General features: G+C 62.7%; 20 protein-coding genes and 2 tRNA genes. 15 read left to right on the top strand and 7 right to left on the bottom strand.

Annotated features, from left to right (window positions below):
- The first annotated feature begins 39 nt into the window (after nucleotides 1-39).
- The 8 genes from RTQ46_RS11615 (at nucleotide 40) to cheY (ending at nucleotide 8,472) form a co-directional block, all read left to right on the top strand.
- Nucleotides 40-405, top strand: coding sequence for a response regulator (locus RTQ46_RS11615; protein WP_065306416.1), 366 nt, complete (start codon nucleotides 40-42; stop codon nucleotides 403-405).
- 43 nt (nucleotides 406-448) lie between these two features.
- Entirely contained in the window at nucleotides 449-2,653 is a 2,205-nt protein-coding gene (gene cheA, locus RTQ46_RS11610; RefSeq protein ID WP_312436697.1) for a chemotaxis protein CheA, read from the top strand.
- A gap of 31 nt (nucleotides 2,654-2,684) precedes the next feature.
- Nucleotides 2,685-3,188 (top strand): chemotaxis protein CheW, encoded by a 504-nt coding sequence (locus RTQ46_RS11605; RefSeq protein ID WP_312436696.1) that lies wholly within the window; start codon nucleotides 2,685-2,687, stop codon nucleotides 3,186-3,188.
- A 318-nt stretch (nucleotides 3,189-3,506) separates the two neighbouring features.
- Nucleotides 3,507-5,228 carry a methyl-accepting chemotaxis protein gene (locus RTQ46_RS11600; RefSeq protein WP_312436695.1) on the top strand — a complete coding sequence of 574 codons (1,722 nt, stop codon included), beginning with the start codon at nucleotides 3,507-3,509 and terminating at the stop codon, nucleotides 5,226-5,228.
- Nucleotides 5,229-5,312: 84 nt separating this feature from the next.
- Nucleotides 5,313-6,185 (top strand): CheR family methyltransferase, encoded by an 873-nt coding sequence (locus RTQ46_RS11595; protein ID WP_312436694.1) that lies wholly within the window; start codon nucleotides 5,313-5,315, stop codon nucleotides 6,183-6,185.
- Between the two features lie 8 nt (nucleotides 6,186-6,193).
- Complete coding sequence (cheD, locus tag RTQ46_RS11590; protein WP_312436693.1) at nucleotides 6,194-6,802, top strand: chemoreceptor glutamine deamidase CheD; 609 nt, start codon at nucleotides 6,194-6,196, stop codon at nucleotides 6,800-6,802.
- A gap of 44 nt (nucleotides 6,803-6,846) precedes the next feature.
- Entirely contained in the window at nucleotides 6,847-7,926 is a 1,080-nt protein-coding gene (locus RTQ46_RS11585) for a chemotaxis response regulator protein-glutamate methylesterase (RefSeq protein ID WP_312436692.1), read from the top strand.
- A 147-nt stretch (nucleotides 7,927-8,073) separates the two neighbouring features.
- On the top strand, nucleotides 8,074-8,472 hold the full coding sequence (gene cheY / locus RTQ46_RS11580; protein WP_010396677.1) for a chemotaxis response regulator CheY: 399 nt from the start codon (nucleotides 8,074-8,076) through the stop codon (nucleotides 8,470-8,472).
- A gap of 338 nt (nucleotides 8,473-8,810) precedes the next feature.
- On the opposite strand, the gene panC is transcribed toward cheY, so the two are convergent.
- The 5 genes from panC to metG all read right to left on the bottom strand — a co-directional run bounded on the left by panC (nucleotide 8,811) and on the right by metG (nucleotide 13,606).
- The gene (gene panC, locus RTQ46_RS11575) at nucleotides 8,811-9,650 is read right to left on the bottom strand and encodes a pantoate--beta-alanine ligase (protein ID WP_312436679.1); all 840 of its coding nucleotides are present in this window, start codon (nucleotides 9,648-9,650) and stop codon (nucleotides 8,811-8,813) included.
- 56 nt (nucleotides 9,651-9,706) lie between these two features.
- Nucleotides 9,707-10,588 (bottom strand): ScpA family protein, encoded by an 882-nt coding sequence (locus tag RTQ46_RS11570; RefSeq protein WP_312436678.1) that lies wholly within the window; start codon nucleotides 10,586-10,588, stop codon nucleotides 9,707-9,709.
- A 21-nt stretch (nucleotides 10,589-10,609) separates the two neighbouring features.
- Entirely contained in the window at nucleotides 10,610-10,819 is a 210-nt protein-coding gene (locus tag RTQ46_RS11565) for a DUF3460 family protein (RefSeq protein ID WP_312436677.1), read from the bottom strand.
- 138 nt (nucleotides 10,820-10,957) lie between these two features.
- Nucleotides 10,958-11,437 (bottom strand): GNAT family N-acetyltransferase, encoded by a 480-nt coding sequence (locus tag RTQ46_RS11560; protein WP_312436675.1) that lies wholly within the window; start codon nucleotides 11,435-11,437, stop codon nucleotides 10,958-10,960.
- 9 nt (nucleotides 11,438-11,446) lie between these two features.
- A complete protein-coding gene (gene metG / locus RTQ46_RS11555) occupies nucleotides 11,447-13,606 on the bottom strand; it encodes a methionine--tRNA ligase (RefSeq protein WP_312436674.1) in 2,160 nt (719 codons plus the stop codon).
- A gap of 148 nt (nucleotides 13,607-13,754) precedes the next feature.
- Between metG and apbC the strand changes: the two genes are divergently transcribed.
- From apbC to RTQ46_RS11540, 3 genes are all read left to right on the top strand, one after another.
- A complete protein-coding gene (gene apbC, locus RTQ46_RS11550; protein WP_312436672.1) occupies nucleotides 13,755-14,855 on the top strand; it encodes an iron-sulfur cluster carrier protein ApbC in 1,101 nt (366 codons plus the stop codon).
- 235 nt (nucleotides 14,856-15,090) lie between these two features.
- Nucleotides 15,091-17,259: a TonB-dependent siderophore receptor gene (locus RTQ46_RS11545; protein ID WP_312436671.1), complete on the top strand. Its 2,169-nt coding sequence runs from the start codon at nucleotides 15,091-15,093 to the stop codon at nucleotides 17,257-17,259.
- A 120-nt stretch (nucleotides 17,260-17,379) separates the two neighbouring features.
- The gene (locus RTQ46_RS11540) at nucleotides 17,380-19,053 is read left to right on the top strand and encodes an alkaline phosphatase family protein (protein WP_312436670.1); all 1,674 of its coding nucleotides are present in this window, start codon (nucleotides 17,380-17,382) and stop codon (nucleotides 19,051-19,053) included.
- Between the two features lie 146 nt (nucleotides 19,054-19,199).
- Here RTQ46_RS11540 and RTQ46_RS11535 read toward each other — a convergent pair whose 3' ends face one another.
- Both RTQ46_RS11535 and lysA read right to left on the bottom strand, forming a co-directional pair.
- The gene (locus RTQ46_RS11535) at nucleotides 19,200-20,768 is read right to left on the bottom strand and encodes a phospholipase D family protein (protein WP_312436669.1); all 1,569 of its coding nucleotides are present in this window, start codon (nucleotides 20,766-20,768) and stop codon (nucleotides 19,200-19,202) included.
- A 65-nt stretch (nucleotides 20,769-20,833) separates the two neighbouring features.
- Entirely contained in the window at nucleotides 20,834-22,072 is a 1,239-nt protein-coding gene (gene lysA, locus RTQ46_RS11530; RefSeq protein WP_312436668.1) for a diaminopimelate decarboxylase, read from the bottom strand.
- Between the two features lie 154 nt (nucleotides 22,073-22,226).
- Here lysA and RTQ46_RS11525 point away from each other — a divergent pair, with 154 nt between their 5' ends.
- From RTQ46_RS11525 to RTQ46_RS11510, 4 genes are all read left to right on the top strand, one after another.
- Nucleotides 22,227-23,138, top strand: a complete 912-nt coding sequence (locus tag RTQ46_RS11525; protein ID WP_312436666.1) for a LysR family transcriptional regulator — start codon at nucleotides 22,227-22,229, stop codon at nucleotides 23,136-23,138.
- A 154-nt stretch (nucleotides 23,139-23,292) separates the two neighbouring features.
- The gene (gene gltX / locus RTQ46_RS11520) at nucleotides 23,293-24,699 is read left to right on the top strand and encodes a glutamate--tRNA ligase (protein ID WP_312436665.1); all 1,407 of its coding nucleotides are present in this window, start codon (nucleotides 23,293-23,295) and stop codon (nucleotides 24,697-24,699) included.
- A gap of 124 nt (nucleotides 24,700-24,823) precedes the next feature.
- Nucleotides 24,824-24,899: transfer RNA gene (locus RTQ46_RS11515), tRNA-Ala, on the top strand.
- Between the two features lie 66 nt (nucleotides 24,900-24,965).
- A tRNA-Glu gene (locus RTQ46_RS11510) sits at nucleotides 24,966-25,041 on the top strand.
- The last annotated feature ends 105 nt before the right edge of the window (nucleotides 25,042-25,146 follow it).

Raw genomic sequence — 25,146 nt, 5'->3', positions numbered from 1 at the left:
TAACCCGGGCACGAGGCCCGGGAATCAGTGGGAGCAAAGATGGCCAAAACGATACTTGCAGTGGACGATTCCAGCTCATTGCGCCAGATGGTGGCGTTCAGCCTGAAAGCCGCCGGTTACCAGGTGGTGGAGGCCGTGGACGGCCAGGACGGACTGGAAAAAGCCAAGCTGCAAACCGTGGACCTGGTGCTGACGGACCAGAACATGCCACGCATGGACGGCCTGGAACTGATCAAGCTGCTGCGCGAGCTGCCGGCTTACCAGAAGGTGCCCATCCTGATGCTGACGACGGAATCGTCGGACGAAATGAAATCGAAGGGACGTGCGGCCGGCGCCAATGGCTGGCTGGTCAAGCCGTTCGATCCGCAACGCCTGATCGAAGTGGTCAAGAAGGTGATCGGCTGATGCCAGTCGCACAGCGCAACGATGCAATGGACGGAGTCACGATATGACCATCGATATTAGCCAGTTTTTCCAGGTCTTTTTCGATGAGGCCGAGGAACTGCTGGCTGAAATGGAACGGCTGCTGCTGGCCGTCGATATTGCGGCGCCCGACGCCGAAGACCTGAATGCCGTTTTCCGTACCGCCCATTCGATCAAGGGCGGCGCGTCGACGTTCGGCCTGTCGGACATGAGCGAGGTGACCCACATCCTCGAGTCCCTGCTCGACCGTATCCGCCAGGGCCAGATGGCCTTGACGGCCGAACACGTCGATGCCTTTTTGGCGGCCAAGGATATCCTCAAGATGCAGCTCGACGGCCATCGCCTCGGCTCCGAGGTGGACCAGGACGCCGTGGCCAACGTGCGCATGATGCTGCAGTCGTTTGCGCAGGACGTGCCGGTGGCGGCGCTCACGCCGGTCGCGCCGGCCTTTCATACGGCCGAAAAAGCCGCCGTCAGCCATGCCGGTGGCCACCGCTTCCGGCTTGAACTGCCGAAGATGGAGCAGCGCGAAGTCGATGCGCTGGCGGCCGAACTGGGCCTGCTGGGCGACGTGGCGGTATCGCAGCTGCCCGATACGCGCAGCGTGCTCGAAGTGACGACCCATGAGAGCCTGGACGATATCCTGGCCATCTGCTCGTTCGTGCTGAACCCGGACGACATGGTGATCACGCAGGCGCCGCCGCTGGCGCCGGGCGAAGCGACGACTGCCCAGGCCGCGCGCGCCGCGCAGGAAGCGGCGCAGGGCTACGGTTTCTTCGATCCCTTGCCGGATGCGCCCGGCGTCAAGAGCGAGGCGGAGCAGGGCTATGGCTTCTTCCAGCCGCTCGAGGACATCCGCGCCGCCGCCGGCGTGCAGACGGACGCCGAACGCGGCTACGGCTTCTTCCAGCCGCTCGAACAGATCCGCGCCAACGCCGCCAGCGTGGCGCCAGCCGTTGCCGCACCGGTGGCGGTAGTGGCAGCCGGCGAGGCGGAACACGAGAAAAAACCTGCCAAGAAAGACGCCGACAAGGCGGGCGCCGAATCGTCGTCGATCCGCGTGTCGATCGAAAAGGTCGATCAGTTGATCAACCTGGTGGGCGAACTGGTGATCACGCAGGCGATGATCGAACAGCGCGCCGGCGCGCTCGACCCGATGCTGCATGAAAAACTGCTCGACAGCGTCAGCCACCTGACGCGCAATACGCGCGACCTGCAGGAAGCGGTGATGTCGATCCGCATGATGCCGATGGATTTCGTGTTCTCGCGCTTTCCACGCATGGTGCGCGACCTGGCCGGCAAATTGGGCAAGAAGGTTGACTTCATCACCAATGGCGCGGCTACCGAACTGGACAAGGGCCTGATCGAACGCATCGTCGATCCGCTGACGCACCTGGTGCGCAACAGCATCGATCATGGCGTGGAAATGCCGGCCGCCCGCGTGGCCGCCGGCAAGACCGAAGCGGGCCGCCTGTTCCTGTCGGCCAGCCACCAGGGCGGCAACATCATCATCGAAGTATCGGACGATGGCGCGGGCCTGAACCGCGAACGCATCCTGGCCAAGGCGCAGCAGCAGGGCATGGACGTGTCGGACACGATGAGCGACGCCGAGGTGTGGCAGCTGATTTTCGCGCCCGGCTTTTCCACCGCCGAAGCGGTCACCGACGTGTCGGGCCGCGGCGTGGGCATGGATGTGGTCAAGCGCAATATCAGCGCCATGGGCGGCGTGGTCGACATCCGCTCGGCCAAGGGTTTCGGCACCACGATTTCGATTTCGCTGCCGCTCACGCTGGCGATCCTGGACGGCATGTCGATCCGCGTTGGCGAGGAAGTGTATATCCTGCCGCTGGGCTTTGTCATCGAATCGCTGCAGCCGGCCGTCGAAGACATCAAGGACATCAGCGGCAAGGGACAGGTAGTGAAAGTGCGCGGCGAATACCTGCCTTTGATCCCCCTGTACCAGATGTTCGATATCGCGCCGCGCTTTGTCAATCCGTCCGAAGGCATCTGCGTGATCCTGGAAACGGAAGGGCGCAAGGCCGCGCTGTTTGTCGACGACCTGGTCGGCCAGCAGCAGGTGGTGGTGAAAAACCTCGAATCGAATTACCGCAAGGTGGTCGGCATTTCCGGTGCCACCATCCTGGGCGATGGCGGCGTGTCGCTGATCCTCGATGTCGCCGCCCTGATCCGCTCGTCCCGCCAGCTGGCGGACGAAGCCATTTTTTCGTAACACCGATAGATAAACGATAGGAAAACCTGCCATGTCAGATACTCAACAATCATCCAGCAAAACCAGCGACGGCAAGGATATCGCCGGCCGTGAATTCCTGGCCTTCACGCTGGGCTCGGAAGAGTACGGCATCGATATCCTGAAAGTCCAGGAAATCCGCGGCTACGAAGCGGTTACCCGCATCGCCAACGCGCCCGAATTCATCAAGGGCGTGATCAACCTGCGCGGCATCATCATCCCGGTGGTCGACATGCGCATCAAGTTCAAGCTGGGCACGCCCGTGTACGACCAGTTCACGGTGGTGATCATCCTGAACATCGGTGGCCGTATCGTCGGCATGGTGGTCGACAGCGTCTCCGACGTCACCACCCTGACCCCGGAACAGGTCAAGCCGGCGCCGGAAATGGGCACCGCGTTTTCGACCGACTACATGATCGGCCTGGGCACGATCGACGAGCGCATGCTGATCCTGGTCGATATCGACAAGCTGATGTCGAGCAGCGAAATGGGCCTGATCGACAAACTGGCCGCTTGAGCAACCTTTGACCCCAAGGCAGCACCTGGGGTCGGACCCTCAGGGTCCGACCCCGGCATTTTGCGGTTGGGGGTGAAAGCGAAAGTCGCGCAGGTCGGGCAGGTCGGGTTAGCGCAGCGGAACCCGACGTTCAGCGTAACCCGGCAACACCCGCAACAAGATTGACAGCAGCACCAGCACCAGCATCACTACAGCATATGCATGACCCGGCGCGATCAGAGGCGCGCCGGCAGGCCGCAAGGTTCACAGAAACCAGGCCACGGCACGGCGCGACACGACTATCGTGCGCGCCGTCATCAAACATAGGGGGAGACTGTAATGGGTTTGCGCAATTTCAAGATCGGTACGCGGTTGGGAATCGGCTTCGGCAGCATTCTGGCCATCCTGGTGGTCGTGGTGGTATCGGCCAATGTATTGAATTACCGGAACAAGGCCCAGCTGCTGGCGGGGCTGGAACTGGCCAGCGAAAAGAACACGCAGGCCTCGACCATGAAAAGCGCGATGCTGGAAATGGGCATCGCGATGCGCAATATCGGCCTGCAGGGCGATGTCGGCCTGATGCAGGTGGAAGAAGGCAAGGTGCGCGAACAGCGCAAGCTCTATGAGACCGGGCGCGACAGGCTGGCCACGCTGGGCCTGTCCGATGGCGAAAAGGCGCTGCTGGCCAATATCGCCACGCTGGACCGCGAGGTCGACAGCGCGTTCAAGGAAGCGATGGGCCAGGTGCTGGCGTTTAACAGCGAAGGCGGCGCCAAGGTGATCGCCAACCGCATCGATCCGCTGAACCGCAAGATGCTGGCCGATATCAACAAGCTGCTGCAGCTGCAGCACGCCAGCCAGCAAAGCTTCATGGCCGGTTCGCTGGCCGACGACCAGCGGCTGATGCTGGTGCTGATGGTGCTGGGCGGCGTGGCCGTGGCGCTGGGCGCCTGGTGCGCGGTGTTCATCACGCGTTCGATCACGGTGCCGCTGTCGGGCGCGGTGGCGGTGGCGCAGAAGGTGGCGGCGGGCGAGCTGACCTCGCACGTGGTGGTCGAAGGAAAAGATGAGACCAGCGCGCTGCAGCAGGCATTGAAGGACATGAATGAAAGCCTGGTGCGCACCGTCAGCGATGTGCGCCAGGGTACGCAGACGATCACGATCGCCTCGCGCGAGATCGCCAGCGGCAATGCCGACCTGTCGTCCCGCACCGAGACGCAGGCCAGCTCGCTGGAAGAGACGGCGTCGTCGATGGAAGAGCTGACCTCGACGGTGAAACAGAATGCCGACAATGCGCGCCAGGCCAACCAGCTGGCCGTGTCGGCGTCGTCGGTGGCGCAGCAGGGCGGCAGCGTGGTGGCGCAGGTGGTCGACACCATGGGCTCGATCAAGGACAGCTCGCGCAAGATCGTCGACATTATCGGCGTCATCGACGGCATCGCGTTCCAGACCAATATCCTGGCGCTGAATGCTGCGGTCGAAGCGGCGCGCGCGGGCGAGCAGGGACGCGGCTTTGCGGTGGTGGCGTCGGAAGTGCGCAACCTGGCGCAGCGCTCGGCCGGCGCGGCGAAGGAAATCAAGAGCCTGATCGGCGACTCGGTCGACAAGGTCGACGCGGGCAGCCGGCTGGTCGATGAAGCCGGCCAGACCATGGGGCTGATCGTCACCTCGATCCGCCAGGTGGCCGACATCATGGGCGAGATCACGGCGGCGACCCAGGAGCAGAGCCATGGCATCGAGGAAGTGAACCAGGCCATCGCGCAGATGGACCAGATGACGCAGCAGAATGCGGCGCTGGTCGAGGAAGCGGCGGCGGCGGCCGAAAGCATGCAGGACCAGGCGCAGCGCCTGGCCGATGCGGTCAGCATCTTCAAGCTCGGTGGCGACAGCGATGCGCCGGTGGCGATGGCCGCCAGGCCTGCAGCGCCGGCAAGGCCGCCGGCAGCCAGCGCGAAAGTGGTGAAGGCGGTGGAAAACAGGGCGGCAGCGGCGAAGACGACAGCTTCGCCACCCGCGAAAAAGCTGGCGGTGGCCAACGGGGACGATTGGGAAGAATTCTGACCGATCGTAATCCCGGCGGCCCCGCTGGTTATACTTGCACAGTACAGGCATTGGTCCAAGCAGTCATGAAAGAGGTAAACACAAATGCCGCAAACTAAATCGGATTCAGTCAAGGAGTTTGACTTTACCGGCAAGGATTTCGAGCGGGTCCGCGCAATGATCTACAAGCGGGCCGGCATCGCGCTGGCCGACAGCAAGCAGGAGATGGTCTACAGCCGCCTGGCGCGGCGCCTGCGCGCGACCGGTATCTCCTCGTTCGTGCGCTACCTGGACGACCTGGAAGCGGGCCGCATGGGCGACGAGTGGGAAGCATTCACCAACGCGCTGACCACCAACCTGACTTCGTTCTTCCGCGAAGCGCATCACTTTCCGCTGCTGGCCGAACACGTGAAAAAACTCAAGGGGCCGATCACCATCTGGTGCTCGGCCGCCTCCACCGGCGAAGAGCCGTATTCGATCGCCATGACGGTGTGCGAAGCATTCAACACGCTCACGCCGCCGGTGACCATCATCGCCACCGATATCGACACCAATGTGTTGGCCACGGCCGCCAATGGCGTCTACAACCTCGACCGCCTCGACAAGATGCCGGCCGACCGCGCACGCCGCTTTTTCTTGCGCGGCAAGGGCGACCGCGAAGGCCAGGTGCGGGTGCGCCCCGAGCTGCGCCAGATGATCACCTTCAAGCCGCTGAACCTGCTGGCCGACGGCTGGCCGTTGACGGGCCAGTTCGACGTGATCTTCTGCCGCAACGTGATGATCTATTTTGACAAGGCGACCCAGCGCAAGATCCTGTCGCGCTTCGTGCCGCTGATGAAACCTGATGCCCTGCTGTTCGCGGGCCACTCTGAAAATTTCCTGTACGTGTCGGAGTCACTGAAACTGCGCGGCAAGACGGTCTATGAACTGGACCTGGCGCGCAGCACCGCACCCAAAGCATCGTCGCAACGTACCTGAGATTAGCCATGAGCCTCGCACCCAAAGAACAATTTGCCACCAACGTCTATTTCGACCGGACGTTCAACTGCGAAGCCGCCAAGATCCTGCCTGGCGAGTACTACTTCACCAACAAGGACATGCTGATCGTGACCGTGCTGGGGTCGTGCGTGTCGGCCTGCATCCGCGACCGCGTCACGGGCCTGGGCGGCATGAACCACTTCATGCTGCCCGACGGCGGCAGCGACACCAACAGCCCGATCTCGGCCTCGATGCGCTATGGCACCTACGCGATGGAGATACTGATCAACGACCTGCTGAAAGCGGGCGCCAAGCGCGAGAACATGGAAGCGAAGGTGTTCGGCGGCGGCGCCGTGCTGCGCGGCTTCACGGCGATCAACGTCGGCGAGCGCAATGCGGCCTTCGTCATCAACTACCTGAAGGCCGAGAAGATGCGCGTGGTGGCCGAAGACCTGAATGACATCCATCCGCGCAAGGTGTATTTCTTCCCGCGCAGCGGCAAGGTGCTGGTCAAGAAGCTGATGCAGTCGCATAACGACACGCTGGTACGCCGCGAACTCGATTACGCGAGCCGCCTGAAAGTCGCTCCGGTAGGCGGATCGGTCGACTTGTTCTAACAAAGATCATGAGTAAAGGCCCGTATGGCCTGGAAGGGGAATAAATGAAGATCAAGGTACTGATCGTGGATGACTCGGCGCTGATCCGCAGCGTGATGGCGGAAATCGTCAACAGCCAGCCCGACATGGAAGTGGTGGGCACCGCCCCCGATCCGCTGGTGGCGCGCGAAATGATCAAGCAGACCAATCCGGACGTGCTGACGCTGGACGTCGAGATGCCGAAGATGGATGGCCTGGACTTCCTGGAAAAACTGATGCGCCTGCGCCCGATGCCGGTATTGATGGTGTCGTCGCTGACCGAGCGCGGCTCGGAAATCACCATGCGCGCGCTGGAACTGGGCGCCGTCGATTTCGTCACCAAGCCGAAGATTTCGATTCAGAGCGGCATGCGCGAGTACACCGAGATGATCGCCGACAAGATCCGCGCCGCTTCCAAGGCGCGCATCCGTGCCCGCACGCTGGCGCCGCACGGCGCGCCGGCAGCGCCTGGCACGGCGCCGTTGCCGATCCTGCGCAATCCGCTGCTGTCGTCGGAAAAACTGATCATCGTCGGCGCATCCACGGGTGGCACCGAGGCGATCCGCGAGTTCCTGATGCAGATGCCGTCGGACTGTCCCGGCATCCTGATCACCCAGCACATGCCGGAAGGCTTTACGCGCTCGTTTGCGCGCCGCCTCGATTCGCTGTGCAAGATCTCGGTGCAGGAAGCGGCCGGCGGCGAGCGCGTGCTGCCAGGCCACGCGTATATCGCCCCGGGCCACTCGCACCTGACCTTGACCCGCAGCGGCGCGAACTACATGACCAAGATCGACCAGGGCGAGCCGGTCAACCGCCACCGTCCGTCGGTGGACGTGCTGTTCCGTTCAGCCGCGCAGTTTGCCGGCAAGAACGCGGTCGGCGTGATCCTGACCGGCATGGGCAAGGACGGCGCACAAGGGATGCTGGAGATGAAGGCCGCAGGAGCGTATAATTTCGCACAGGATGAAGCCAGTAGCGTGGTGTTCGGCATGCCGCGCGAAGCGATTGCCGTCGGCGCCACGCACGAGGTTGGTGCGCTGACAGCGCTGCCCGGCATGGTGCTGGGCTACCTGGCGGCGCATGGCATGCGCGCTTTGCGCGTGTAAGCCACGTTTCCTATGATAAAGGGCAAGTTTTTTCGCTTAAAAGCAACGAAAATGCTATCCTACAGCTTGCTGCCGTAGTGTCGACCATAATGTCGGCATTCATGTCGATATTATTAACAAACCGCTACAGAAACAACGGAGTTATTCATGGCTGATCCAAAGATGAAATTTTTAGTCGTTGACGATTTTTCGACGATGCGCCGCATTGTCCGGAATCTGTTGAAGGAACTGGGTTATGCCAACGTCGACGAGGCGGAAGACGGCGTGATGGGTCTGGCCAAGCTGCGCGCGGAATCGTACGATTTCGTCGTCTCGGACTGGAACATGCCCAACATGGACGGCCTGACCATGCTGCAGCATATCCGCGCCGATCCGGCACTGGCCAAGCTGCCGGTGCTGATGGTGACGGCTGAAGCGAAAAAGGAAAACATCATCGCTGCCGCGCAAGCCGGCGCCAGCGGCTACGTCGTCAAGCCGTTCACGGCCGCGACGCTCGATGAAAAGCTGAACAAGATTTTTGAAAAGCTGGAAAAAGCCGGCGCCTGATTTTGCCGGGGTTGATCCAATAAAAAAGCTGCCAGTGTGAACTGGCAGCTTTTTTTACATCCGGGATCCGAACTGATGCCGTTAAATTAAGCTTTCCGACGCATTGAAAGGCGCAAAAACGTCAAAATGGCGGGCCGGAGACGCGAGCCTGAGAAAATGCCGATGGCTGCGTTGCAGCTCATTGCCGTACCAGTCGTACCGTCTTCGTCGCTGCGCCTTGCCCTCGACATTTTTCAGGCCCGCTTGGCCCGGGGACCGGTGCGGGCGATTGAGGTTTTAATCCATTTGCCGGTGTGCTGGTGGCGCGGGACGCTAACTGAACGGTCTCGGCATGTCGGCTAAATCTCCAGATTGTCGATCAGGCGCGTCTGCCCCAGCTTCGCTGCCGCCAGCACCACCAGCGGCTCGCCGGCCGCCAGCTCGGCCGCATTCGGCGCCTGCAGGTCGGCGCGCTTGCGCACGGAGATATAGTCTGACTTCCAGCCGCGGCCGTCGAGCAGGCGCATGGCGGCCTGTTCCAGTTCGGTAACGGACAGGTTGCCCTTGCGTACTTCCTCGGCCACAAAGTTCAGGCCCTTGTAGAGCTCGGGCGCTTCCGCGCGTTCGCTGTCGGACAGATACATATTGCGCGACGACAGCGCCAGGCCGTCTTCGGCGCGATACGTTTCGGCGGCGATGATTTCGGTCGGCATGGCCAGCTGGCGCGCCATGTTGCGGATGATCATCAGCTGCTGGTAGTCCTTCTTGCCGAACACGGCCGCGCGCGGTTGCACGCAGGAAAACAGTTTGGTCACCACCGTGCACACGCCTTCGAAGAAGCCGGGTCGGAATTCGCCTTCCAGCGTATTGCCCAGGCCCTCAGGCGGGCGCACGCGGTATTCCTGCGGCTCCGGATACAGTTCCTTCTCGGTCGGCGCGAACAGCACGTAGACGCCTTCCTTTTCCAGCTTGGCGACATCGGCCGCCATGGTGCGCGGATATTTTTCGAAGTCCTCATTCGGGCCGAACTGCAGGCGGTTGACGAAGATGGAGGCCACCACCGGGTCGCCATGCTTGCGCGCCAGGCGCATCAGGGACAGATGGCCTTCATGCAGGTTGCCCATGGTGGGCACGAATGCCGTGCGCAGCTGTCCGCTGAGCTGGTCGCGCAATTCTTCAATGTCGGAAATAATTTTCATGGATTGCTTTCGCTAAAACCCCGTTGTACGGTGGTCAGTGACAAAGGGAGATGGTATCAGGCCGGCGAATAGGCCAGCCGGACGTAAATGGGCGCAAACGGTTCGGCTTGCGTGATTTCAATCAGGGTTTCCTTGGCCAGTTCCAGCAGGGCCACGAAATTGACCACCAGCACCGGCACGCCACCGGACAGCTCGAACAGGTCGCCGAATTCGACGAAGCGCGCGCCCTGCAGGCGGCGCAAAATCGCCGTCATGTGCTCGCGCACCGACAGTTCCTGGCGGCTGATGCGGTGATGCTGGGTCAGCTTGGCGCGTTTCAGCAGGTCGAGCCAGGCCTGCTGCAGGTCTACCGCCTCGACCTCGGGCCAGGTGGGCGTCAGGCTTTGCTCGATGAAGATCTGGGTGCGCACGAAGTCGCGCTCGAACTGGGGAATCGCGTTCAGGTCGTAGGCGGCCAGCTTGATCTGCTCGTATTCCAGCAGGCGGCGCACCAGTTCGGCACGCGGATCGCCGCCGTCTTCCTCGACCTCGCTCTTGCGCGAGGGCAGCAGCATGCGCGACTTGATCTCGATCAGCATGGCGGCCATCAGCAGGTATTCGGCCGCCAGTTCCAGGTTGCGCACGCGGATCTGGTCGACATACTTCAGGTATTGCAGGGTGACCTGCGCCATCGGGATATCGAGGATATTGAAATTCTGCTTGCGGATCAGGTAGAGCAGCAGGTCGAGCGGGCCTTCGAAGGCTTCGAGGAAGATTTCCAGCGCGTCCGGCGGGATATACAGATCCGTCGGCATGCGCAGCAGCGGCTCGCCGTACAGGCGGGCAATCGCCAGCGGATCAGCGACGGCGGCAGCGGCAGGTTCGGGTGGCGCAATCGCCACGGCGGACGCATCAGGCGCGTCTGTGCCTGGCGAGTCCGCCGTTTCTTCAGGCAACATGCCGGTTCCGCAGGCGGTCTATCAGATCTTGTTCTGGTAGACGTAAGCCTGTTGCTTGACGGCCGAGGCCATCTGGCGGTCCTGCTCGTCGAGGCTGACGGGCGGCTTGTCCCACAGCAGGGCGCGGCCGGCGCGCTGGCCTTCTTCCATGCCCGGGTTCTTCGCTTTCAGTTCGGCGATGAACAGGGTGTGGTCCGAAACGTAATTCATGTGTTTTGCAGGCAGTTTCATGGTCTTTTCTGTATAAAAAGTCAGCAGGCCACATTTTACCGCGCCGGGCAGCGCGGTGGGACATTCTGTCGCCTGGGCTGCAATGGAAATTTCTAAAACTCAATAACGTAACTTGGTAATGTAACTTGGTAACGCCGCTTAGTAGCGCAGCATGCGCCGCATCACGGAAGGGGGCGGTTCGGCCGGATTGGCGTGCGAATATTCGAGTTCTTCCGCCAGCTCAAAACCGAAGGCGGCATAAAAGTCGATCAGCTTGCCCTGGTCCAGCCGCACGGCCAGCCGCAATTCTTCGGCCTGGCACGACAATGCATGATGGATCACGGCTTCGAGCAGATGCTGCGAGCAGTGGTGGCCGCGCCAGGCCGGCAAAATGCCCATGCGCGAGATTTCCCAGATCGACGGTTCGCTGTCGAGCGGCATGAAGCGCAGGGAACCTGCCGGCATGCCGTCGATCAACAGAATGAAGCCGCCGCCGCTGCGCAGATAGCGCGCCACCTGCTCCGGCGTTTCGTGGTGCCCGCTGGACGAGGCGGCGACCTTGCCCGCCCATGCCGCGCGGGTCAGTCCGGCCATCAGGGCCGCATCCGCATCGCCCGCTTCGCGCACCACGATCTTCATGGCGTGGCCTTAACGGATGCGCATGCCAGGTTCGGCACCCGGCCACGGGTTCAGGATATAGATGCCCGGGTTGGCCTTTTCGTCGGCGGCGGACGCCGCCATCACCATGCCTTCGGACACGCCGAACTTCATCTTGCGCGGCGCTAGGTTGGCCACCAGCACGGTCAGCTTGCCGACCAGCTGTTCCGGCTTGTAGGCCGAACGGATGCCCGAGAACACATTGCGCAGGCGGCCTTCGCCCGCGTCCAGGGTCAGGCGCAGCAGCTTGTCCGAGCCGTCCACCAGTTCGCAGTTGACGATCTTGGCGATACGCAGGTCGACCTTCAGGAAGTCGTCGATCTTGATTTCGGGCGCCAGCTCTTCGATGGCGCAGGCCGGGGTTGCGGCGACCAGAGCCGGCGCAGCATCATTTGCTGCATCGATAGCCGGGGCAGCGGCCACGGCTTGCGGCGCATCGAACAGCGCTTCGATCATCTTGGCGTCCATGCGCGTCATCAGGTGGCTGTAGGCGCCGATGGTGCGGCCCAGCATGCTGTGCGCGACGGCGTCGCCGAACACCTGCGTGTCGGCCCAGGTATAGTCGGCGTCGTTGAGGAAACTGGCCACGTTTTTCGCCACGCCCGGCAGCACCGGCGACAGCAAAATCGTCAACTGGCGGAACAGGATCAGCGCGGTGGTGCACACGTCGTGCAGCTCGGCTGTTTTTTCCGCGTCCTTGGCCAGTATCCACGGCTTGTTTTCATCGACATACTGGTTGGTGATGTCGGCGATTTCCATGATCTCGCGCAGCGCCTTGCCGAATTCGCGGTTCTCGAAGTGCCTGGCGATGCTGTCCTGGCGCTCGACCACGACGCCGTTGACGTCCTGCGTCAGCGCGCGGTTGATCCAGGTCTGCGCGCCTTCGGACAGGGCCGGGGCCAGCTTGCCATCGAAACGCTTGGCGATAAAGCCGGCACAGCGGCTGGCGATATTCACGTACTTGCCGATCAGGTCGCTATTCACGCGCGCCACGAAATCTTCGCCGTTGAAGTCCAGGTCTTCCACCTTGGAGTTCAGCTTGAAGGCGATGTAGTAGCGCAGCCACTCCGGGTTCATGCCCAGGTCCAGGTAGCGCAGCGGCGAGATGCCGGTGCCGCGCGACTTCGACATTTTTTCGTTGTTGACCGTCAAAAAGCCGTGCACATTGACTTTCAGCTTGTCGATCACCGGGTGCCCGGCAAATTTCAGCATGGCAGGCCAGAACAGCAGGTGGAACGAGACGATGTCCTTGCCGATAAAGTGGATCTGTTCGGTGCTCGGATCGTTCAGGAAAGCGTCGAAATCGATGCCTTGCTTGTCGCAATAGTTTTTCAGGCTGGCCAGGTAGCCGACCGGCGCGTCCATCCAGACATAGAAGAACTTGCCCGGTGCATCCGGAATCGGAATGCCGAAGTAGGGCGCATCGCGCGAGATATCCCAGTCGGCCAGCTTCTCGCCCGCTTCGCCCAGCCATTCGCTGACCTTGTTGACCATTTCAGGCTGCAGGCGGCCCGGCGTGTTCAGCCAGTCCTTGAGGAATTCGAAGCAGCGCGGGTCGGACAATTTGAAGAAATACTGTTCCGACGGCTTCATCACCGGCGTGGCGTTGGTAAATACCGAGAACGGGTTGACCAGATCGGTCGGCTGGTAGGCCGCGCCACACACTTCGCAATTGTCGCCGTACTGGTTCTTGGCGCCGCATTTCGGGCATTCGCCCTTGATATTGCGGTCGGCCAGGAACATGCCCTTGACCGGATCGAAGAAGCGGTCAACGGTCTTGGTGACGATCAGGCCGGTATCGCGCAGCTTGCGGTAGATCGATTGCGACAGCTCGACGTTTTCCGGCGAGTCGGTCGAATACCAGTTGTCAAAGGCGATATGAAAGCCGTCCAGGTACTGGGCGCGGCCGGCGGCGATATTGGCCACGAACTGCTGCGGCGTGATGCCTTCCTTTTCGGCGGCGATCATGATCGGCGTGCCGTGCGTATCGTCGGCGCCCACGAAGTGCACCTCGCGGCCAGCGTCGCCATCGCGTTGCATTCGCTGGAACCGGACCCAGATATCGGCCTGGATATATTCCATGATGTGGCCAATGTGAAAAGCGGCGTTTGCGTAAGGCAGGGCAGTGGTGACGAACAGCTTGCGAGTCATGATTGATGCACTTTTGGGATGGATAAACAGGCATTTTAACAGCGGAAACGCAATATGAGCAGATGCCGCGCCATTGCGTGGCGGTTTTGTCCACGTCGCGCCATGCAAATTTGCGCTAGACTGCGCGTATTACATATGGAGTATTTACATGAGCATCACGGTAGAAGACGTCAAGGCGGCACTGGCGCAGGTTATTGATCCCAATACACAAAAAGATTTCGTTTCCAGCAAGACCGTCAGGAATCTGAAGGTCGACGGCAGCGCAACTGGCACCGATATTTCGCTCGATATCGAACTCGGCTATCCGGCCAGGAGCCAGATCGACCTGATCCGCAAATCGGTGCTGGACGCGCTGCGCGTGCTGCCGGGCGTGGGCAATGTCAGCGTCGGCGTATCGTCGAAAATCATCTCGCACACGGTGCAGCGCGGCTTGAAGCCGATGAGCAACGTGAAAAACATTATCGCCGTCGCGTCCGGCAAGGGCGGCGTGGGCAAATCGACCACCGCCGTCAACCTGGCGCTGGCCCTGGCCGCCGAAGGCGCGTCGGTGGGCGTGCTGGACGCCGATATCTACGGCCCGTCGCAGCCGATGATGCTGGGCATCAGTGGCCAGCCGAAGACGCTGGACGGCAAGAGCATGGAGCCGATGGAAAACCACGGCCTGCAAGTGTCGTCGATCGGCTTCATGATCGATCCGGACGAACCGATGGTGTGGCGCGGCCCGATGGTCACCCAGGCGCTGCAGCAGCTGCTGGACCAGACCAACTGGCGCGACCTCGACTACCTGATCGTCGACATGCCGCCAGGCACCGGCGACATCCAGCTGACCCTGTCGCAAAAAGTGCCGGTCACCGGCGCCGTGATCGTCACCACGCCGCAGGACATCGCGCTGCTCGACGCGCGCAAGGGTTTGAAGATGTTCGAGAAGGTCGGCATCCCGATCCTGGGCGTGGTGGAAAACATGAGCACGCATATCTGCTCGAACTGCGGCCATGCGGAAGAAATCTTCGGCGCCGGCGGCGGCGCGAAAATGTGCGCGGACTTCGGCGTGGAATTCCTCGGTGCCTTGCCGCTGACCATGGCGATCCGCCAGCAGACCGATTCGGGCACGCCGACCGTGGTGGCCGAACCGGACGGCCCGGTCGCCGTGATCTACAAGCAGATCGCGCGCACCATCGCCATCAAGGTGGCGGAGAAGGCGAAGGACATGACCAATAAATTCCCGAGCATTGTGATTAAAAACGATTGATCGTTAACGTGTTTTAACCCAACGGCAATGCAAAAATGCCGCGCATCAACGCGCGGCATTTTTTTTGTCAAAATTTCACAAACATCAACAAAAACCACAAAGGCCATTAAGGGATAACACGTAAAAACCCTGTCAAAAGGCCAGAAAACTATCCCAAGGCAATCATTTCACCTTGTCTTTACACGGATTTACATTTAATAATAAGAATCATTCTCAATACGATAAAGATTCTTCAATGTCTCTCTCCATCCTGACACCACGCCCCATCCCCGCTGCTGTCCGCCTGTTGTGCCTCACCCTTTCTTCCGCCTTGCTGTGCAGTCCCGCCTTCGCTGACGATACCGGCTCGCCGGATGCCGGCGCCGATGCCGTCCAGGCGACTATCCAGACCGTGCACGTGGCCAGTACGCGCGAAGAAAATTCCGGCTTTGGCGCCACGCGCGCCAGCAGCACCACCACCAAGTCCGACCTGTCGCTGTTCGAAACGGCGCAGTCGATCTCCGTGCTGACGCGCGACCTGCTCGATTCGCGCCAGGTCACCACCCTGAACGAGGCGATCCAGAGTTCGGCCGGCGTGTCGTCGGGCAGCTGGGGCAAGCGCGGCTGGGACGATTTTTCCATCCGCGGCCAGCGCGCCTCGGAATCGGTGTATGTCGACGGCCTGAAACTGAACCAGTCCAACTACGTGGCGCAGGAAGTATCCGGCGTCGAGACCATCGAGATCCTGAAGGGCCCGGCCTCGATCAACTTCGGCCTGGTGCAGCCGGGCGGCATGGTCAATATGGTCAGCAAGCGCCCGCGCGCGGAAAGCTTCAACCAGGCCGGCTTTGCGGTGGGCAGCTACGACTACAAGCAGGCCACGTTCGACCTGGGCCGGCCATTGAACGACAGCGGCAAGGCGGCTTTCCGCCTCAATGGCCTGTGGTCGAGCAGCGACGACCAGACCGACCAGGTCTGGTTCAAGAACCGGTACCTGGCGCCTTCGCTGTCGCTGGACCTGGGCGCGAACACGGACTTCACGATACTGACGTCATACACCAGCCGCGAATACCTGCGCAACCAGGGCGTGCCGGTCAGGGGCACCCTGCAGGCGAACCGCAATGGCCGGCTGGACCGCAACCAGTTCTTTGGCGAACCCGGTTTCGGCCCGTACGACTCGTCGCAGAAGCAGGTCGGCTACAGCCTGGAACACCGGTTCGGAAATGGCTGGAAAGTGGCGCAGAATTTCCGCTGGCAGAAAATGGCGATGGACGGGCGCTTCGTCTCGCTGGGCGGCCTGTCCGCGAACGAGCTGCTGCTGTCGCGCTCCGCGCAGGTGCAGGATGTCGACGGGATTACCCGCGGGTTGGACACCAATGCCTCGCGCACGTTTGCCTTCGGCGGCGTCGAGCACAATGTGATGGCCGGCCTGGACCTGAACAGCGACCGCGTGCGCAATGCCAACCAGGCTTGCCGCATCGGTGCGCTCAACGTGCTCAATCCCGTCTACAACACGGTGGTCACCTGTCCGCCCGTCAGCCGCCTGACCACCACCACCGTGTCGTCGACCGGCCTGTACCTGCGCGACCAGATCAAGCTCGATGAGCAATGGCGCGTCAACCTGGCCGTGCGCCACGACCGCGCGCGCAACCGCGAACTGAATGGCCTGACCAGCGTCACCCAGCGCCAGGACACCTCGTCGACCACCGGCAATGCCGCGCTGTCGTATGTGCTGACGCCGAACATCATCCCGTACGTCAGCTACGCGACCTCGTTCCTGCCCGTCAGCGGCAGCGACTTTTTCGGCGTACAGTTCAAACCCGAAGAGGGCCGCCAGGCGGAAGTAGGCAGCAAGTTCCAGTTTGCCGGTGGCCGCATCAATGGCGCCGTCGCCCTCTACGACCTGACGCGCACGAATGTGACCACGGCCGACCCGGACCCGGCCCACATCGCCATCCTGTCGAGCGCCCAGGTGCAGACGGGCGAGCAGCGCACGCGCGGCTTCGAAGCCGAGATCAGCGCCGACCTGCGCAATGGCTGGAGCGTGCAGAGCGCATTGACGCTGCTGGACGGTCGCGTGACCGAAGACAACGGCGGCACCGTCGGCCGGCGCCTGCTCAACACGCCGCGCCAGAGTGCCAATGTATGGGCCAACTACCGCTTCCGTGGCGGCGTGATGGACGGCTGGACGGCCGGCCTGGGTGCGCGCTACGAGGCGGGCAAGACGGGACCGGCCGTCAGCTACACGGTAGCAGGCTACACCGTGGCGGACGCCAGCCTGGCCTACCAGGGCCGCGGCTACCGCGTCAGCCTGAACGTGAAAAACCTGTTCGATCGCGAGTACTACGCCGGCGTGCTGAACGCCAACGTGCTGCCGCTGGGCGACCCGCGCGTGGCCAGCCTCAAGGCCGTGTTTGACTTTTAAGTAACACTCCAGGAGCATGGCGGCTGTTCGCTGTCATGCTCCTGTCATCTGGCATGGGTATGCTGCCGGGCGGGCCGCGGCACGATCGCCGCGCAGTTCAACCAGCCACCGACACTATCCATGACATTACCGATCTCCCTGACACGCGCCTTGGCGCCAGCGCTGCTGCTGACGTCCATGCTGGCCGCTTTTTCCGTCCATGCCGCCACGCCTGCCAGGCCGGCCGCACAACCCAAGCTGGTGGTGGTGCTGGTGGTGGACGGCCTGCCGCAGGAGCAGGTCACGCGCTACCGCGACCAGTTCGGCCAGGGCGGTTTGCGCAGGCTGCTGGAGCAGGGCGCCTGGTTCAGCGATGCGCACCAGGCGCACGGCATCACGGTCACCGCCATCGGGCATTCGGCCGTGCTGTCGGGTGCCTACCCCTACCAGCACGGCGTGATCGGCAATAACTGGATCGACCCGGTCACCAGACAGTCGGTCTACTGCACCGAAGACAGCGCGCACAAATATATCGGCGAAGAGACCAAACCCGATGACGGCACCTCGCCCGCCAAATTGCGCGTGACCACGCTCGGCGACGAGCTGCGCTACGGCACCGGCAGCCAGGCCAAGGTCATCACCGTGTCGGGCAAGGACCGTGGCGCCATCCTGCTGGCCGGCAAGACCGGCACTGCCTATATGTACATGGAAAAGACCGGCAACTTTGCCAGCTCCACCTATTACATGCAGCAGCATCCGCAGTGGGTGCAGCGCTACCAGGCAGGCAAACCGCAGGACCGCTACTACGGCAAGAGCTGGACGCCGCTGCTGGCCGATTCTGCCTATGCGAACGACGCCCGTGACGACATCGTTCCGGCCAGGCCGGGCGCGCGCAATACCTTCCCGTTCAGCTACTACAGCGACAGCGGCAGCCTCGATGCAGACTACTACAGCCGCCTCAAGTCCGGCCCCTTCCTCGACGAGCTGACCCTGGAATTCGCACGCGCCGCCGTCGATGGCGAGCAGCTGGGCCGCAACCCGGCCGGCGTGCCCGATATTCTCGGTGTCAGCCTGTCGGCCCACGATTACGTCAACCACGCCTACGGCCCCGAGAGCAGGATGTCGCACGACCATTTGCAGCGTCTCGACCGCATGCTGGCCGGCTTCTTTGCGGACCTCGACAAGAAGGTCGGCATGGACAATGTGCTGGTGGTGCTGACGGCCGACCATGGCTTTGCCAACGTCCCGGAATTTAACGAAACGCGGGGCATTCCGGCCAAGCGCATCGACGGCGCGCAGCTGGTGGCGAATCTCAATCAGCACCTGGCGGGCGCGCTGGGCGTCGACAAGCTGGTGACCACGCATTCGCTGCCGAATATCTATCTCGACTACGCGCTGGCGGAAAAAAACGGCATCGGCCGCGTCAAGCTGGAAGACGAGGCGTCGCGTTTCCTGCTGCAGCAGGACGGCCTGGCGCAGGTCTACACGCGCACGCAGATGGAGACCGGCGCGGTGGCCACGCGCATGGATACGCTGATGCGCCGCGCCTGGAACCGCCAGCTGTCGGGCGACCTGATGGTGGTGACGAAACCGGCCTGGTACTTCGGCAAGGGCGTGGGCGGCACCTCGCACGGCACGCCCTATACCTACGACACCAACGTGCCGCTAATGGTGTACGGCCCGCGCTGGATCAAGCCGGGCGCGTATGGCCAGTATGCGGAAGTGGTCGATATCGCACCGACCCTGGCGCATCTGCTGCGCATACGCCAGCCGTCGGCGTCGGAGGGAAGGGTGTTGACGGAAGCGATGCGGTAAATCGCCACCGGCCAGGCCAACAATGTTGTCGGCTTGCGCGCTGCGCGCCAACCCGACCTGCGCTATTGGCCAGCATCGTAGGTCGGATTGGCGCGGCAACGCCGCCCGTAATCCGACATATTGTTGGCCCATGTACTGCGCCATTGTTACAGCAACCAGTCAATCGGCAGCACCGACAAGATCGACACCCCCATGCGTTTCCACACGCTGGCACCCGGTTCCGTGTCGTAGCGCGTGGTGCCGCCATTGGCGTCGCGCGCGATCCAGTACAGCGAGCCGTCGGGGTTGAGCAGCACCTGGTAGGCGCGCTGCGGGATGGTGCTGCGCATGGCCTGGCCCAGTTTGCCGGCCAGGGCCGGGCTGTCGATCACCAGGCCCATTTCGGTATTCAGGTCGATCGAGCGCGGGTCGAAGTTGAACGAGCCGACAAAGATGCGCCGGTCGTCGACGGCAAAGGTCTTCGCATGCAGGCTGGACGCCGAGCTGCCGAAGCGGCCCGTCTTTTCGCGCGCGTCGCCTTCATCCCACGAACGGCGCGACTCGTACAGGGTCACGCCCGCTTCCAGCAAGGGCTTGCGCCACTTGGCGTAGCCCGCATGCACGGCCGCCACGTCGGTCGCTTCCAGCGCATTGGTCAATACGCGTACCTTCACGCCTTGCTGCGCCAGGTCGGCAAATGCCTGCGTGCCCGATTTGCCCGGCACGAAATACGGCGAGACCAGGTCGAGTTCCGTGGCGGGTACGCCGAGCAGGTTTTTCAGGTTGGCCGCCACGCCGCTGCCGGCGCGCGCCTGGTCCAGCACCTTGGCCGGGTCGTCGCTGACCATGCGCGTCGGTGCCCATTCGAATGGCAGCCGGCGCTCGATCATCTGCTGCACGAACGGCGAGGTGCGCATGGCGCGTACATATTCCGCAGCCGCGTCGGTGTCGTCGATGCGGTCCGCCTCCGCCGCAATATCGTTCGCGTCGCCCGTCTTCGGCGCCTTGATCAGGAGAGGCGCCGGATACGCCGACGGGCTGTTCCAGTAGCGGTCGAAGTCGTGCGACACCTCGCCCACCACCGGGCCGATGGCCAGCACGTCGAGATCGGCAAACAGCACGTCGCCGGCCGCGCCGAAATATTCGTCGCCCACATTGCGCCCGCCAACGATGGTGGCCTGGTTATCGGCCGTGAACGATTTGTTGTGCATGCGCCGGTTCAGGCGCGAAAAATCGGTCAGAAACCCCAGCGCGCGCGGTGAGCGCAGCGCGAAGGGATTGAACAGGCGGATTTCCAGGTTGGGCTGCCTGGCCAGCAGGATCAGGGTGTCGTCGAGTTCGGCCGTGTTGTTATCGTCGAGCAGCAGGCGCACGCGCACGCCCCGTTCGGCCGCCTGGCGCAGCGCGTCGAACAGCAGGGTGCCGGTAATGTCCTTGTGCCAGATGTAGTACTGCACGTCGAGCGTGCGCTGGGCGGCGGCGGCCAGCAGGGCGCGCGCGGCAAACGCATCGCGCCCGTCGGACAGCGAATAGATGCCCGAGACGCCAGGATGCTGCGCCGCCACCGGCATGATGGCCTGCGCCAGCCTGGTGTCGGCCATGTCGGTCAGGGTGACGCTGTGCGTGCGGCCGGCCAGCGAGGGCAGTTCGGCGCAGCCGCCCAGAAGAACGGAAACGAACAGCGCCGCCGAAAACAGGGCGGCCAGGCGGCGCGAAGGAAGAATAATACGGGTCATGGCGGGCTTTCATCGGGGTTGCCCGATGGTATCAGAAGCCCGCCGAAGCCGAGGTCTTGCAGGGATTACACGGATTCAAGCGCGATCAGCTCGGCCACCGTCTGGCGGCGGCGGATCAGGCGCGAAGCATTCCCGTCGACCAGGTACTCGGCCGCATGCGGGCGGCTATTGTAGTTCGACGACATCGACGCGCCATACGCGCCCGCGCCTTCGAACACCACATAGTCGCCCACCTGCGCGGCAGGAAGCAAACGGGTTTCCACCACGCCGCCATCGCGCTGGGTAAACACGTCGCCCGATTCGCACAGCGGGCCGCCGACCACCGTGGCGCGCTGCGCATCGAGCGCGCGGCCGTCATGCGCGATCACCGTCATCGCATGGTAGCTGCCGTACATGGCGGGGCGCATCAGTTCATTGAAGCCCGTGTCGAGCAGGGTGAAATGATTGCCGCCCATTTGCTTGGTGGCGCGCACTTCGGCCACCAGGAGACCCGCGTCGGCCACCAGGAAGCGGCCCGGCTCGATCTCCATATGGACCGGGTGGCCCAGGTGGGCCTCGATCTGCTTGCGCGCCGCGTCCCACAGCTGGAAATAGTGACCGGTATCGACCGGCTGCTCGCCATCGCGGTAGGGCACGGACAGGCCGCCGCCAGTGGATATGGCCTCGATATCGTGGCCCATGTTCTTCACCAGGCCGACCATGGTGCCGCAGACGGTTTCCAGATGGCTGTAATCGACGCCGGAGCCGATATGCATGTGCAGGCCGACCAGATGCAGGCCATGGGCGCGGATGATGGCCAGCGCCTCCTGCAGTTCTTCATGCCAGATGCCGTGCTTGCTGTTTTCGCCGCCCGTATTGGTCTTGTTGCTGTGGCCATGGCCAAAGCCCGGATTGATGCGCAGCCAGACGCGGTGGCCGGGCGACGCAGGGCCCAGCTGGCGCAGCATGTCGACCGAGCCGCAATTGACTTCGATCTTCGCTTCCACCACGCGCGCCAGGGTGGCCCGGTCAAACAGGTCGCAGGTGAAGACCACGCCGGCGGCGCCATTGGTCTGTGCCGGCGTATAGCCCGCCTGCAGCGCGCGCTCGATCTCGCCCAGCGAGACGGCGTCCACATGCACGCCCGCTTCGCGCATCAGGGTCAGCAGATGGATGTTCGAGTTGGCCTTTTGCGCAAAGCGCACGGTGTCGAACTGCGCCAGCTGCGCAATGCGCGCGCGGATGGTGGCCGCGTCGTAGACCCACAGGGGCGTGCCGTGCTGCTGGGCGAGTTGGGCGAGGGTGTGGTCGGGGACGGGTTTCATGGGTGGTGGTCTCTTAATGTTTTGGTGGCGACGGTGGTGGTGTCGGATTACGCGCGCGGCGCTAATCCGACCTGCGATGCTGATCATGATGCCGGTTTTTGAGCCTTGCATAAAATATCTGTTTGGGCCTGCCTTATTCATTTATGATATGGGCATGACCATCTCGCTGCGCCATATCGAAGTGTTCCGCGCCATCATGACGACTGGCAGCGTGACTGCCGCCGCCGCCATGCTGCATACCTCGCAGCCTACCGTCAGCCGCGAGCTGGCACGGCTGGAGTATTTGACCGAGCTCACCCTGTTCGAACGCGAGCGGGGCCGGCTGCGGCCTACCGCGCAGGCGCTGCAGCTGTTCGAGGAGGTGCAGCGCGCCTATTTCGGCCTGGAGCGCATCGTCAGCACGGCTACCGCCCTGCGCCAGTTCGACCAGGGGCAGCTGTCGATCGCCTGCCTGCCCGTGTTTTCGCAGTCGCTGCTGCCGCAGGCGTGCAAATTGTTCGTGGCGGACTTTCCGAATGTCAGCATCAGCATCACGCCGCAGGAGTCGCCGCTGCTGGAAGAATGGCTGTCGGCGCAGCGCCACGACTTCGGCCTGACGGAGGTGGACAACGCGCCGCCCGGCACCGTGCTCGATACCTTGATGTCCGTCGATGAAGTGTGCGTGCTGCCCGATGGCCATGCGCTGGCGGCCAAGGCTACCCTGGCGCCGGAGGATTTCGCAGGGCTGCCGTTTATCAGCCTGGCGGCGGTCGATCCGTACCGCCAGCAGATCGACGCCATTTTTGCGCAGGCCGGCGTGGAGCGGCGCATGGCGCTCGACACGCACAGCGCGGCGTCGGTATGCGCCATGGTGCGCGAAGGCGTGGGGCTGGCCATCGTCAACCCGCTCACGGCGCTCGATTTTGCGGGGCAGGGGCTGCAGATCCGCCGCTTTGCCGTGTCGCTGCCGTTCACGGTCAATATTGTCAAGCCGCTGCACCGGCCCCTGTCGCAGCTGGTTGCCCTGTTCGGGCAGGCCTTGCAGGCGCAGGCGGACGAGGTGAAAAAGCGGCTGCTTCAGTTGTAAAGCCACCCCAATCGAGGACTGGGGTCGGACCCTCAGGGGAAATGGGCCCCGGCGGGCCCCATTTCGATCACGAAGCGACCGACCCCGGGGTTTGCCGTTGGGTGTAGTGAACAGAGTAAAATGGCGTTTTACCTATTAAAGCCTGATTACTTCGATGACCACAACCGCTACTCCCGTCCGCACCCGTTTCGCTCCCAGCCCGACCGGCTATCTGCACCTGGGCGGCGCCCGCACCGCCTTGTACAGCTGGGCCTTTGCCCGCCATTTCGGCGGCACCTTCGTGTTGCGCATCGAAGACACGGACCTGGAACGTTCGACGCCGGAAGCCGTGCAGGCCATCATCGAAGGCATGCAGTGGCTGGGTCTGGAGCATGACGAAGGTCCGTTCTACCAGATGCAGCGCATGGACCGCTACCGCGAAGTGGTGGCGCAGATGCTGGGCGAAGGTACGGCTTACCATTGCTATTCCTCGCCGGAAGAAGTCGAAGCGATGCGCGAGCGCATGCGCGCCGCCGGCGAAAAGCCGCGCTATGACGGTACCTGGCGCCCGGAGCCGGGCAAGACCCTGCCGGCCATCCCCGCCGACCGCAAGCCGGTCGTGCGCTTCAAGAATCCGCTCGATGGCGACGTGACCTGGGACGACGTGGTCAAGGGCACCATCACGATCTCGAACCGCGAGCTGGACGACCTGGTGATCGCGCGTCCGGACGGCACGCCGACCTATAACTTCTGCGTCGCCGTCGATGACTGGGACATGGGCATCACCCACGTGCTGCGCGGCGACGATCACGTCAACAATACGCCGCGCCAGATCAATATCCTGCGCGCCATCGGCGCACCGCTGCCGCTGTACGGCCACCTGCCGATGATTTTGGGTTCGGACGGCCAGAAGATGTCCAAGCGCCGCGATGCTGTCAGCGTGATGGATTATCCGGCGCAGGGTTTCCTGCCCGAGTCGATGCTGAACTACCTGGCGCGCCTGGGCTGGAGCCATGGCGACGACGAAGTATTTTCGGTGCAGCAGTTCTGCGAGTGGTTCAACCTCGATCACCTGACCAAATCGGCCGCCCAGTTCGACCTGGAAAAGCTCAAGTGGATCAATAACCAATACATCAAGCAGGCCGACAATACCCGCCTGGCCGACCTGGCCCGTGCGCAGATGGTGGAAGCGGGCGCCGTGTTCGACGGCGCACCGGAGCTGGCGCTGGTGCTGGGCCTGATGAAGGAGCGCGCCAATACCGTCAATGAACTGGCCGCCGCCTCGATGCTGTTCTTCCGCGAGCCGCAGCCGGAAGCGGCGCTGGCCGCGCAGCACATTACGGACGCCATCAAGCCGGTGCTGGCGCAGTTCGCCGAACGTATCGCCACGGTGGAGTGGAGCAAGGAAGCCATCGCCGCCATGATCAAGGAAGTGCTGGCGGCGAACACCATCAAGATGCCGCTGCTGGCCATGCCGCTGCGGCTGATTTTGACGGGCCAGTTGCAGACGCCGGCCATCGACCAGGTGGTGGTGCTGTTCGGCCGCGAGACCGTGCTGGCGCGCCTGGCCAAGTGGCTGTAATCGGCATTGCCGGGCAAGCGTGAAATAGCGGCGCAGAAACCGCCCCTGTGAAAAGTTCGTCATGGGCGAAAAAGAGTATTTGCAGAGTGAAACTTCTTTGCTATACTCTTGTTTCTGCACCAACGGGGGTATAGCTCAGCTGGGAGAGCGCTTGCATGGCATGCAAGAGGTCAGCGGTTCGATCCCGCTTACCTCCACCAGCAGCAAAACAGATGGTTGTTTTGTTAGCCGTTGAAGTGGTGCAGTAGCTGTATGGAAGTTCCGCGGTCCCCATCGTCTAGAGGCCTAGGACATCACCCTTTCACGGTGAGTACAGGGGTTCGAATCCCCTTGGGGACGCCAGTTCGGTCTGGTGTTGTTAGTAGCAAAGAAGTAGCAGTGTTTCTGCGCCCGGGGGGTATAGCTCAGCTGGGAGAGCGCTTGCATGGCATGCAAGAGGTCAGCGGT

This window comes from Janthinobacterium sp. (genome assembly GCF_031995485.1).
Classification (GTDB): Bacteria; Pseudomonadota; Gammaproteobacteria; order Burkholderiales; family Burkholderiaceae_D; genus Janthinobacterium.
The sequence above is the reverse complement of the archived record's forward strand: the minus strand, read 5'-3'. Positions and strand labels throughout refer to the sequence as shown.